General features: G+C 42.2%; 12 protein-coding genes. 4 read left to right on the forward strand and 8 right to left on the reverse strand.

What is annotated here, in order from left to right:
* The first annotated feature begins 60 nt into the window (after window positions 1-60).
* From pckA to JOC33_RS18105, 4 genes are all read left to right on the forward strand, one after another.
* On the forward strand, window positions 61-1,650 hold the full coding sequence (pckA, locus tag JOC33_RS18090) for a phosphoenolpyruvate carboxykinase (ATP) (protein ID WP_205093961.1): 1,590 nt from the start codon (window positions 61-63) through the stop codon (window positions 1,648-1,650).
* Between the two features lie 187 nt (window positions 1,651-1,837).
* Entirely contained in the window at window positions 1,838-2,836 is a 999-nt protein-coding gene (locus JOC33_RS18095; RefSeq protein ID WP_205093962.1) for an ABC transporter substrate-binding protein, read from the forward strand.
* A gap of 11 nt (window positions 2,837-2,847) precedes the next feature.
* Complete coding sequence (locus JOC33_RS18100; protein ID WP_205093963.1) at window positions 2,848-3,627, forward strand: ATP-binding cassette domain-containing protein; 780 nt, start codon at window positions 2,848-2,850, stop codon at window positions 3,625-3,627.
* The gene (locus JOC33_RS18105; protein WP_205093964.1) at window positions 3,605-4,417 is read left to right on the forward strand and encodes an ABC transporter permease; all 813 of its coding nucleotides are present in this window, start codon (window positions 3,605-3,607) and stop codon (window positions 4,415-4,417) included. The genes JOC33_RS18100 and JOC33_RS18105 overlap by 23 nt, the downstream gene beginning before the upstream one ends.
* A gap of 46 nt (window positions 4,418-4,463) precedes the next feature.
* On the opposite strand, the gene ytkD is transcribed toward JOC33_RS18105, so the two are convergent.
* The 8 genes from ytkD to menH form a co-directional block, all read right to left on the reverse strand.
* Entirely contained in the window at window positions 4,464-4,934 is a 471-nt protein-coding gene (gene ytkD / locus JOC33_RS18110; RefSeq protein WP_205093965.1) for an RNA deprotection pyrophosphohydrolase, read from the reverse strand.
* A 29-nt stretch (window positions 4,935-4,963) separates the two neighbouring features.
* On the reverse strand, window positions 4,964-5,521 hold the full coding sequence (locus tag JOC33_RS18115) for a hypothetical protein (protein WP_205093966.1): 558 nt from the start codon (window positions 5,519-5,521) through the stop codon (window positions 4,964-4,966).
* Between the two features lie 346 nt (window positions 5,522-5,867).
* Window positions 5,868-6,209 (reverse strand): hydrolase, encoded by a 342-nt coding sequence (locus tag JOC33_RS18120; RefSeq protein ID WP_205093967.1) that lies wholly within the window; start codon window positions 6,207-6,209, stop codon window positions 5,868-5,870.
* A gap of 102 nt (window positions 6,210-6,311) precedes the next feature.
* On the reverse strand, window positions 6,312-7,064 hold the full coding sequence (locus JOC33_RS18125; RefSeq protein ID WP_205093968.1) for a (2Fe-2S)-binding protein: 753 nt from the start codon (window positions 7,062-7,064) through the stop codon (window positions 6,312-6,314).
* Window positions 7,065-7,186: 122 nt separating this feature from the next.
* Window positions 7,187-8,287, reverse strand: a complete 1,101-nt coding sequence (gene menC, locus JOC33_RS18130) for an o-succinylbenzoate synthase (protein ID WP_205093969.1) — start codon at window positions 8,285-8,287, stop codon at window positions 7,187-7,189.
* A complete protein-coding gene (locus tag JOC33_RS18135; protein ID WP_205093970.1) occupies window positions 8,284-9,768 on the reverse strand; it encodes an o-succinylbenzoate--CoA ligase in 1,485 nt (494 codons plus the stop codon). The genes menC and JOC33_RS18135 overlap by 4 nt, the downstream gene beginning before the upstream one ends.
* 450 nt (window positions 9,769-10,218) lie before the next feature.
* Window positions 10,219-11,037, reverse strand: a complete 819-nt coding sequence (menB, locus tag JOC33_RS18140) for a 1,4-dihydroxy-2-naphthoyl-CoA synthase (protein ID WP_205093971.1) — start codon at window positions 11,035-11,037, stop codon at window positions 10,219-10,221.
* Between the two features lie 32 nt (window positions 11,038-11,069).
* Window positions 11,070-11,876 (reverse strand): 2-succinyl-6-hydroxy-2,4-cyclohexadiene-1-carboxylate synthase, encoded by an 807-nt coding sequence (gene menH / locus JOC33_RS18145; protein WP_205093972.1) that lies wholly within the window; start codon window positions 11,874-11,876, stop codon window positions 11,070-11,072.
* Between the last annotated feature and the right edge of the window lie 3 nt (window positions 11,877-11,879).

The raw sequence follows: 11,879 nt of genomic DNA on the forward strand, positions 1-11,879 counted from the left end.
GCATATTTTATACATACCCTCTATCAGGGTGAATTTCATATGTAAAGGCGGGTTATCCCAATGAGTACAATCAATCAAATGTCTCAACTCAATGAGTTGCTCTCACAGGAGAACGCACTGAAAAACCTTTCTGTTCCCCAATTGGTCGAGAAAATTTTATTCCGAAGTGAAGGCGCTCTCACAGCAACCGGTGCAGTCCGTGCCACCACAGGGACCTATACTGGACGCTCGCCTAAGGATAAATTCATTGTCAGGGATGAAGTTTCTGAGGAAACAGTGGATTGGGGTCCGGTCAATCAATCTATTGAGGAAGATGTGTTTACGAATCTTTACCATAAAGTCCTCAAATACCTAAGTGCCCGAGATGAATTATTTGTTTTTAATGGCTTCGCTGGAGCGGATGAAAACTATCGGCTCCCTATCCAGGTAATCAATGAATTCGCCTGGCACAATCTATTTGCACAACAAATGTTCATCCGTCCTGAAGAAAGGGAACTGGATCAGCATGATTCCGAATTCACGGTAATTTCTGCTCCTAACTTCAAAGCGGATCCTGCTGTTGATGGAACCAATTCCGAAGCATTCATCCTGGTTTCATTTAAACATCGGATTGTGCTTATAGGCGGTACTGAATATGCAGGAGAAATTAAAAAGTCAATTTTTTCTGTCATGAATTACATGCTGCCACAAAGAAACGTACTATCCATGCACTGTTCCGCCAATGTTGGAAAAGAAGGAGATGTAGCGCTTTTCTTCGGCTTATCCGGTACAGGAAAAACGACTCTGTCAGCTGACCCCTACCGTCGTTTGATCGGGGACGACGAACATGGATGGTCTGCAAATGGCGTTTTCAATATCGAAGGCGGCTGCTACGCAAAATGTATCAGTCTCTCTAAAGAGAAAGAGCCACAGATTTATAATGCCATTCGATTTGGTTCTGTCTTGGAAAACGTCATGATGGATGAAAACACCCGTAACCCAGATTATGAAGATACTTCTTTGACTGAAAACACCCGGGCAGCTTACCCAATTGATAATATTGATAATATTGTCCTGCCGAGTGTTGCAGGACATCCCAATACAATCATTTTCCTGACAGCTGATGCCTTTGGCGTCTTGCCGCCAATCAGCAAGCTTACAAAAGAACAGGCAATGTACCACTTCCTTAGTGGTTATACGAGTAAGCTGGCAGGTACCGAAAGAGGGGTGACTTCTCCGGAAGCTACATTCTCCGCCTGCTTCGGATCACCATTCTTACCATTGGCCCCTGCCACTTACGCCAAAATGCTCGGTGAAAAAATCGAACGATATGATACCAATGTTTTCCTCGTCAATACAGGATGGACCGGCGGGGCATATGGTGAAGGAAGCCGAATGAAACTTTCCTTCACGAGAGCAATGATCCACGCAGCTCTGGAAGGAGAGTTAAATTCCGCAGAGACTCAAATGGATGGAATATTCGGCCTGGATATCCCGATGCACGTGCCAGGTGTTCCTGATGATGTATTGATTCCTAAGAAAACCTGGAAAGATAAAAAAGCTTACGAAGAAAAAGCAAAGGAACTGGCCACGAAGTTTCATGAAAACTTCAGGAAATTCAACCATGCCAGTGATGATATTGCAAAAGCAGGTCCATTATATAAGGGCTGACATTGATTATTGTTTCCTCATCTCCTCATATAAATGAAGCTGGTACCTCAAAAGGTCTCAGCTTCCCAGACTGTCGGGTATAACCCGGCAGTCTTTTTATATGGAAAATGGGCATTCACACATTTTTTCTGATTTCATAAGCTAAGGTAGTTATTCAACCATTGTGTAATCAGGAGGAAGATTACTTATGAAAAGAATTAGATTTGCGGCAATCATCATTCTGGCTTTACTTCTTGCTGGTGTTTCCGCGGCTTGCAATCAACAAACGACTAAAACCACGTTAAAGGTGGCGGAAGTAACGAGGTCGATATTCTATGCCCCACAATATGTCGCTTTGGAAAAAGGCTTCTTTGAGGAAGAAGGACTCGATATAGAATTGACGACAACATGGGGCGGAGACAAAACTATGACTACCCTGTTATCGGATGGAGCTGACATAGCACTGGTAGGATCGGAAACTTCCATTTACGTCCACGCCCGAGGTGCAACGGATCCTGCAATAAATTTTGCCCAGCTGACCCAGACCGATGGTACATTTCTTGTTGCACGGGAGAATGTGGAGAATTTCGAGTGGGAACACCTGAAGGGCAGTACCTTTTTAGGACAGCGTAAAGGCGGAATGCCACAGATGGTAGGAGAGTTTGTCTTGAAACAGCACGGAATCGACCCCCACAACGACCTGGAATTGATTCAAAATGTGGATTTTGCAAACATCCCAAATGCTTTTGCTTCTGGAACAGGTGACTATGTACAGCTTTTTGAGCCGACAGCAAGCATATTTGAGAAAGAAGGAATCGGCCACATCATTGCTTCATTCGGTGAAGAATCCGGCCATGTTCCTTATACGGTATTTATGACGAAGGAAAGTTTTCTTGAAGAGAATGAAGAAGCGATCAAGAAGTTTACAAGAGCCGTCTATAAAGCACAGCAATGGGTTCAAGATCAGCCTGCCTCTGAAACAGCAAAAGTCATACAGCCGTATTTTGAAGATACTGAGCTGGATTTAATCACTACTGTGGTCGATCGGTATAAAAGCCAAGGGTCATTCGCAGAGAATCCGATTCTCGATAAAGAGGAATGGAAAAATCTCAAAGCAATTATGGATGAAGCAGGAGAACTTCCAGAAGATGTCGGCTATGACACGCTGGTAAATACCGAAATCGCAGAAACAATCATTAACGATTAGGAGGGATGGCAGTGTCACTGCTGACTGTAAACCACTTATCCCACCATTATCACTCAAAAGCAGACTATACGATTGCGCTTGATAATATAAACTTCACATTAGAGCATGGGGAATTCGTCTCCATCCTTGGCCCGAGCGGCTGTGGCAAGACGACACTGTTATCCATTGTTGCGGGCTTGATAAAACCTACCAAAGGAACAATTTCATTAGTAGAAGAAGATCCTTCTTATAAAATTCCACAAATGGGCTACATGCTTCAACAGGATTATCTTTTCCCCTGGAAGAGCATTAAGGATAACGTTCTCCTTGGACCGAAGATAAGTAAAAGGTTGAACGAGGAAAGTACAAAAAGGGCATTGGAAATCTTGAAAGAAGTTGGGTTAGATAATATTGCTGATGCTTATCCAGATGAATTATCAGGTGGTATGCGACAGCGGGCAGCATTGGCAAGAACATTGATCAATGACCCGAAGCTCTTGCTTTTGGATGAACCTTTTTCTGCATTGGATTTTCAAACCAAACTTCGTCTGGAAGATTTCGTTTCGCAAATGCTGAAGCAATATGAGAAAGCAGCACTTCTGGTAACTCACGATATCAGCGAAGCGATTGCTATGAGTGACCGGATAATTCTTTTAAAAGCACGACCTGGTAAAATCAAGCAGGTTTTCACCGTTAACGAAGAACTGCGTCATCTTCCTCCTTTTCAGACACGCCAGCATCCTTCTTTTCCGTCCATTTTCGATGCCATCTGGAAGGAGATGAGCGCACTTGAACAAGAAGAACCAAACTGACCAAAAACTTCACGAAGCCTATGTAAAAAAGTTGAAAATAGAAAAACGCTGGATCAGAATCTGGCAGCTTGTTATATTTATTGCTTTCTTTTCTTTATGGGAGCTGGCCAGCAAGCTGAAATGGATTGATCCATTGTTATTCAGTTCCCCTTCCAAAGTGTGGAACCTGTTTATCGACAAAGCGAGCGACGGGTCTTTATGGGTTCATATTAATGTTACCGTGCTGGAAACAATAGCAGGATTTTTGATTGGGACATTAGCAGGTATTCTCCTGGCTGCTTTGCTTTGGTGGTCCACCAGTTTTTCAAAAGTCATCGATCCCTATCTTGTCATATTAAACGCCATGCCTAAGGTAGCTTTAGGGCCCATCATCATTGTTGCATTAGGTCCCGGCTATGTGGCGATCATCGCCATGGGAGCGATCATTTCAGTCATTATTACGACACTTGTTGTCTACTCTGCATTCCAGGAAATCGACCAGAACTATATCAAGGTATTGAAAAGCCTTGGTGCATCTAAAGCTGTTTGTTTTAAGGAAGCGATTTTCCCCGCTTCATTTCCCACTATGATATCCTCATTGAAAGTTAATGTTGGCCTATCGTGGGTAGGGATCATTGTCGGGGAATTTCTTGTATCCAAACAAGGACTCGGTTATCTGATCATATACGGGTTCCAGGTGTTCGACTTTACACTTGTTTTGTTCAGCTTACTGGTTATTGCGATATTTGCTGCGATCATGTACCAATTAGTCGAGCAGCTTGAAAAAAGGCTGATTCGTACTCCTAAATAGCAAACACCTCTTGCTGCTTTCTCTACGCTGGCAAGAGGTGTTTCCTTTAAAGCTTCATTTTATCGATTTGTTCCATACTGTTTGGAAGCACGCCATCCTTCATCATAAAGCTGAATCTTTTGTCTCTTGCCACATTTGTTGGCAGTTCATCGAATAATACCGGCCCATATGTTTCGTAATACGTCTCCTGTTGCTGCAGGCGGTCTATTACAGCAAAATAAACATTTTTAATGATTGTGCCGCCTTTTCCTGCCACAAAATACTGGCCGATATAAGTCAGTTTATTCACAGTTCCACCGGTCTCTTCTTGAACCTCTCTTATAGCCGCTTGTTCAGCAGTTTCATCCTCTTCCACTTTCCCGCCAGGAAATTCCAGCCCTCTTTCCTTGTGTTCGGTCAAAAGCCATTGATTTTTATACTTGCAGATAACCCACACATGCTTCGGATGCTTCGAAAAAGGATGATCTTCAAATGAAAGCTTCACTTCATTATTATAAAAATCGTAAAAAATCTCCATTACCACTTCAACTGCCTTTGACTACGTCATTAAGAATGTTTCACTTCCGTTATCCGCCATTTACCATCATATTCGAGATCAATCGTAACGGTGTATTTTCCGTACAGCTCTGAATCGTTCGTCTGTACAATACGTTTATGTTTATCGTCTATACTGATGGTATCATATGGAACATCATTTACAAACCATGGAGGGGTTTCAGTCGGAAGTATATACAGGCCGGACTCTTTTTCCTTATAGTAAAAATCTATATATTTTTTTGCCACCTGTTTTGTTGCAAATGGTGTAAAGGATTCAACTAAAGCTTCTTTGGAATCATATTTCAGAACTCGAAAGTTTTCATCCGTTTTCTGTACGAGCTGCTCCATGAACTCGTCTGTTCTTTTTTGTATAGTCGCTTTATCCAAGTCCTTTATTTCAGATTTCGGTTTTTCTTTAGTGCTGACATGCGCTATCTCTGATTTGGAATGGTTATGTGCTTTATTTTCGGCAGCTGAAACATCTTGAACGGGCTGGGCGAATAACAACAATGGCATACAAATAAACAATGTTTTGACATAACGGACGGTCAATGTATTTAATTTCATGTCAGTCCTCCTCAGTCAAAATAATCTACTGTTATTATTCCTATTCTAAAAACTGCATAAACATCAAAAAACAGTCCATGAATCAAATGCGACTTTACACCCAGTCGCAAGCTTTCTATGTTCCCGTTAGCTTATGATCTCCATATATTTAATTATATAGATAATTAATATTCATATTATGAAACTATATACGTGTGGAAATAACTGTTTCTCCCGGGGAGATGATAAATACCGATGGAAATATCTGTTTCTCGCGGGGAGTTTGAGTTGGCACCCCGGGAGAACCAGGAAATTCCATGAATTCGCGCCCGTTGCAAAAAAAAAAGAACCGGAAACTTGTTATGTTTCACGGTTCCTCAGATTCAGAAGGATTATCCAGGTCTTCTAGTAGTCCCATACTGGAAATATGTTTTTTAGTCATCTCATCACCTAGTTCATAAATCCTCCGCAGTACTGTTTTCATTCCCTCATCGTACTCATCGTTAGAGCGGTCTTTATGGTATGGGGTAAAAGGTACATGGGCACGGAAAAAAGCACGTTCATCAGCATTATATACTTCATCAAAAAACTCTCGCAGCTCAATCAGTTCTTCCTCGGTTGCATTAATGATGAAATCATCATTATTTGCGTCATGATTGATCGATATTTCCTGTGTTCCTAAATTTACATAGTATTTATTTCGGTCCATATTTACCCTCCTATTCTGCCATTAGCATTTGCAATAATGGAAAGAATAAACCACACACCCCGGGACATCCATTTTATGGATGTCCCGGGGTGTCAAAATAAGTCAGCAACGATGAGGGCATGTTTTGCAATACCCGCTTTCTTCATTCCACCGGTAACTTAAACAGCAGTATTTTCTTTCCCTTGCACCGCTTGGGAGTTTCGGCTGGTATTGGAAATATCCGAGTGGATTGTCTGTCTCACCAAATGCCTCTCCTTCCAGTTCGTTCACAATAATATGGAAGTCATCATATATCTGTGCAAGCTGTTCTCCGTTGAAATGTTTTTCTGCAAACGTTTCATAGAACCAGTAGAGATAGATCGTGAAATTTTCCCAAAGTACATTCATCGATAGTCTAGTCAATTCATGGACATTTAGCAAAATAGGGCGCAAATTCTCCCGGAAGAGCTTGCGTAAGCTTTCACGAAGCCATTTTTCCCTTTCTCCCGGCTCTGGTTGTATTACTTCTTTTGACAGGAATTCAAGTTTAGGGAACCATTTCTTATCTTCATCCATACGGACAAGTCGGATATTGCTTAGATTTACATCAGGGCATTTATTAAAAGCAGAAATCAGGACTAGAAAGCCTGTTACCACATAATATCCATACCGCTTTGAAAATATGGATGCTGTCGTCAGAAAAAAGTCAGATTCGATATGTGTGTGCATATTCTCGAGGACATCCAGCAACTCATCTTCTGATTGCAGTTCTTCCCCTTGTATTACTTCCAGGGGAACTCGCTCGGAATAGGCACGAGATAAATATCTGAAATTATCATCTAAAAAAGCCTCTTCTAAATCTGTCAAATAATTCATATTTGCCACCTCAATAAATGATCTGCTCCGTTCATAGTATGTCTGCATTCCTTGCATTATTAAGTTTATGGACCAAATTCGGTTGTGTCAATGATTATGATAATCATTTTCACTTAAGGCGACTACACGGAATAAGAGTTACGGGTAATGGTAAGAAAATCAATATAGTCTTCGTCAACATCGAATCCGATTCCTGGCTTTTCTGGAACAACCACTTTTCCTTCAGTGACAGTTATCTCCGGGGCAATCAAATCTCTTTCCCAAAAACGGCTCGAGGCGGATATGTCACCAGCTATGGTAAATCCATCAAGCGAAGCCAAAGCAATATTATGAGCCCGTGATATCCCTGATTCGACCATGCCTCCGCACCAGGATGGTACGTTTTGGTGCAGGCAATAATCATGCAGCTTCAAAGCTTCTGTCCATCCGCCTACCCTGCTGATTTTTATATTGGCTACCTGACAGCTGCCAAGCTTATGCGCCTGAATAATGTCTTCCTGACATGAAATACTTTCATCCAAGCAAACAGGTGTGCTCACTTTTTGTTGAAGCTGCTGATGCAGATAAAAATCACCTGGACGGAATGGCTGCTCAATCATCATCAACCCAAGTTCATCCAGGTTTTGAAGATGGAGTATATCCTCCGCGTCATAGGTGCCATTTCCATCAATCATCAATGGAAGTTCAGGGGCATAGGATTTCACCTGTTCGATTGCGGATTTTTCCTTATACTTTTCCACCTTGAGCTTATACCGTTTGTATCCGATACGCTGACAATACTCTATTTCATCTTTGAGGGAATCGGATAAACTTAGGACAACTCCGACATCCAGTTCTTCGCGAGTACCTCCTATAAGTTTACTCAGGCTTTGCTTTTTTTGTTTGGCAAATAAATCCCAAAGCGCACTTTCGAGACCGGCTTTTGCCATCTGATTTCCCTGAAAAACAGCGAGCTGATCCGCAAGTTCCGATGGATGACTGATAGTAGACCATCTAACAATAGGTATAAATAATTTATGTAAAAGCTCCCAGGCAGAATCAATCGTTTCATGTGTATAAAAAGGAGTCGAAAATGCAGTGACTTCGCCAAAACCTTTCCTTCCATCGTTATCGTGTACTGTAACAATAATCAGTTCTCTTTTAGAAACAGAACCTGCATGGGTCGTGAATGGTTTCTTCAAAGGCATTTTAATCCTTTTAAGATGGATTGAAGAAATATTCATTCTCTTCCCCCTCTCTCTGCAATCCCAGCTAACTTCCTTCTTAAAATCTTATTAGAGGCATTCCTTGGCAGTTCATCAATAAAAATAACTTCTCTTGGTACTTTATAGCTAGCCAGCTTACTGCGGCAATGATCGAGTAATTCCTCTTTCGTCACCTCACTGCCAGTCCGACTTACAATAAACGCAACAGGCACTTGCCCCCATTTATCATCCTTTTTCCCGATGACTCCCGCTTCTAATACTTCAGATACACCGGCCAGCACCTCTTCAATTTCAGCAGGATAAATGTTCTCACCTCCCGAGATGATCAGATCTTTTCGTCGGTCAATAACATAAAGAAACCCTTCTTCATCCTTGTAGCCCATATCCCCTGTAGCAAGCCAGCCATCAGAAAAAGCTTCTTTATTTGCACCTGCACGATTAAAATACCCATTTGTCACCATTGGTCCTTTTACTTTAATTTCTCCAATTTCCCCTATTTCAGCATCCACTTTCAACTGGGCAGTGCTTAGCGCCTTCCCAGCAGAGCCAAGTTTCCTAAACGCATCCTTAGGAGACAGTGTGGCTATTTGTGAAGAGGTTTCTGTCATTCCATAGGTCTGAAAAATGGGAACTGCTTTTTCCTTGGCAGACTGTAATAAACTTTCAGGTGCAGGTCCTCCTCCAAGCAGCATGCAACGGAAGCTGTCCGGATAGCTATCATTTCCTAAATCATCCAGTAAACGCCTTACCATTACTGTGACGACTGAAATTATAGTAACCCCGTTATTCATAATCGCCTGATTTATGTAGGAAGCATTAAATTGACTGACCAGATGTATCGGCATTCCATAAATAACATTCTTCATTAATGCAGAAAAACCTCCAACGTGGAACATCGGAAGACAGAGCAGCCACTTATCATTTTCATTGAGGCCGAGATTAAGCATGGATCCCACTGCGCTTGACCAATGATTGCCGTAGGTGAGCTCGACTCCCTTAGGATTTCCGGTTGTGCCCGATGTATAAATAATCGTAAACAAGTCCTTCAGATTAATCTCTCTTTTCAATGGCTGTCTGCTTTTCATATCTAAGTTTACTTTTTCAAGTGAAAATAAACCGCATTGTGTCAGTCGAGCTTTTTGTATAGTTGTTTCAGCCGTTTTTCGAAAACGTTCCTCAACAATGAAATGACTGACTTCAGCATCCTTGACCTGAAAGGCCAGTTCTTCTGGTGTTAATCTTGTATTCAATAAGACGAGAACTGCCCCAAGATAGCTTAGTCCGTGAATGGCCAGAATCATCTCCAAACGGTTCGATGCCAGTACTGCAACATGATCCCCCTCCCCGATGCCCTCAGCCCTTAGAGCTTTGGCATATGCTTCACTCATTTGCTGAATTTCCAAGAATGTAAGGCTAGCGCCGGTATCGGTTTCCACGGCTGTTTGATGCGGGTTTATTTCCGCCTGCTTGTCCAGCCAATGTGGTATCGTTTCCTCCATGGGAATACACTCCTTTTATTAGAAAAACTCCCATTCACATGCCTTTCTGTGAATGTGTTAGTTTTTCTTATACTTAGTACTTAAAAATTTCCACTACGCCGGATAGCTTCTTTGCTAAAATTTTATACATTCTTAATGTATTAGAAAAACTCCCATTCACATGCCTTTCTGTGAATGTGTTCGTTTTTCTTATACTTAGTACTTAAAAATTTTCACTACGCCGGATAGCTTCTTTGCTAAAATTTTATACATTCTTAATGTATTAGAAAAACTCCCATTCACAGTGGGTTTCTGTGAATGTGTTCGTTTTTCTTATACTAGTACTTAAAAATTTTCACTACGCCGGATAGCTTCTTTGCTAAAATTTTATACATTCTTAATGTACTAAATAAAGCACCAGCCCTTGCCAAAGGCACGGACTGATGCTTCATACTTCTTACGAAAATTTGTTTAAGGGAAACGCGGGAACTGTTTGAAGTCAGGCTTTCTTTTTTCCTTGAAAGCGTCACGGCCTTCCTTAGCTTCATCGGTTGTGTAATAAAGAAGTGTCGCGTCGCCGCCCATTTGCTGTAACCCTGCCAATCCATCTGTATCGGCATTGAAGGAAGCCTTTAGGAAACGTAGGGCAGTAGGTGATTTTTCAAGCATTTCCTGACACCATTGGATTGTTTCTGCTTCCAGTTCCTCGACTGGTACCACTGTATTGACCAAGCCCATGTCAAGTGCTTCCTGGGCATTATATTGGCGGCACAGATACCAGATTTCACGAGCTTTCTTATGTCCGACAATGCGTGCAAGCAAACCTGCTCCATAGCCTGCATCAAAGCTTCCTACTTTAGGACCGGTTTGGCCGAATACAGCATTCTCAGCCGCAATCGTCAGATCGCACATAATATGTAGCACATGCCCACCACCGATTGCATAACCGGAAACCATAGCCACTACTGGTTTAGGGATGACACGGATCAGCCGTTGAAGATCAAGTACGTTTAAGCGTGGAATTTCATCTCCTCCGACATATCCACCATGTCCTCGGACAGATTGATCACCGCCGGAACAGAATGCTGCATCACCTTCGCCAGCAAGTACGATAACCCCGATGCTGGAATCATCGCGGGCACGCATAAATGCGTCTATTAATTCTGTCACTGTTTCAGGACGAAACGCATTACGCACTTCCGGGCGATTGATGGTGATTTTTGCTATACCATCATAGGTTTCATATCGAATATCTTCATATTTTCGTTGATTGACCCATTCTACTGTCATATGAAATCCTCCTCCTAAAACTCTTTCAGTTTTTATTCTAGCATGAAGTCCATGATAATTTCAGCTAAAACCCTCGGTCGTTCGACATGGACGGCATGTCCGGTATTTGGAATGACTGTAAGGCTTGCGTTAGAAAGACTGTTTTTCATCTCTTCATTAATACAGATGAATTTGTTATCTTTCTCACCGGCTACAAGCTTTACCGGGCAGTTTAGGTTCTGTAAATGGTCCCGCCAGGAAGGCTGCCTGCCAGTTCCCATCCCCCTTAACGATAAAGCGAGACCATGAGGCGTCTGATTCATCCGTTCGGTACGAACTTCCTGTTGGATGACCCCAGGAAGATTTCGTTGTGATTCGAATAACGGCACATTTTCCCAAAAATTGACAAAAGAACGGATGCCTTCTTTCTCTATTTTCCTTGCCAGCCGTTCATCACTTTCCATACGTTGCTGCCGTTCATGTTCCGTCCCTAACCCCGGAGAGGAGCTTTCCAAAAGCAATTTATCCACATCTTTTGGATATAAACAAGCATGCGAAAGTGCTGTCCTTCCTCCCATGGAATAACCCGCAAGCGTCACATTTTCCAATCCTAATATATCGAAAAGCATATTTAAATCAGCACAGCATTTTTCCATTGTAAGCAGCTTTTCCCCATATCGGGTCCGGCCATGGCCGGGGAGATCGACAGTTACCACCTGAAATGGCATGGGTGATAGTTCTCTCAAAACTCTGTCCCAGGTTCTCGTCGATCCTGTGAAGCCGTGGAGCAATACTAAAGGGGGGCCTTCTTCTCCAGTGATTTCAACCCAATATTCCGAGTTATTTATTTTATGGAACATCCC

The sequence above is a fragment of the Thalassobacillus pellis genome (assembly GCF_016908295.1).
Taxonomy (GTDB): domain Bacteria; phylum Bacillota; class Bacilli; order Bacillales; family Halobacillaceae; genus Thalassobacillus; species Thalassobacillus pellis.

Coding starts and splice junctions, on each gene's coding strand:
- ytkD (WP_205093965.1), bottom strand. CDS start 4,934: ATGGAGATTTTTTACGATTTTTATAATAATGAAGTGAAGCTTTCATTT.
- menC (WP_205093969.1), bottom strand. CDS start 8,287: ATGAATATTTCTTCAATCCATCTTAAAAGGATTAAAATGCCTTTGAAG.
- JOC33_RS18135 (WP_205093970.1), bottom strand. CDS start 9,768: ATGGAGGAAACGATACCACATTGGCTGGACAAGCAGGCGGAAATAAAC.
- JOC33_RS18120 (WP_205093967.1), bottom strand. CDS start 6,209: ATGGACCGAAATAAATACTATGTAAATTTAGGAACACAGGAAATATCG.
- JOC33_RS18125 (WP_205093968.1), bottom strand. CDS start 7,064: ATGAATTATTTGACAGATTTAGAAGAGGCTTTTTTAGATGATAATTTC.
- JOC33_RS18115 (WP_205093966.1), bottom strand. CDS start 5,521: ATGAAATTAAATACATTGACCGTCCGTTATGTCAAAACATTGTTTATT.
- menH (WP_205093972.1), bottom strand. CDS start 11,876: ATGTTCCATAAAATAAATAACTCGGAATATTGGGTTGAAATCACTGGA.
- menB (WP_205093971.1), bottom strand. CDS start 11,037: ATGACAGTAGAATGGGTCAATCAACGAAAATATGAAGATATTCGATAT.
- pckA (WP_205093961.1), top strand. CDS start 61: ATGAGTACAATCAATCAAATGTCTCAACTCAATGAGTTGCTCTCACAG.
- JOC33_RS18095 (WP_205093962.1), top strand. CDS start 1,838: ATGAAAAGAATTAGATTTGCGGCAATCATCATTCTGGCTTTACTTCTT.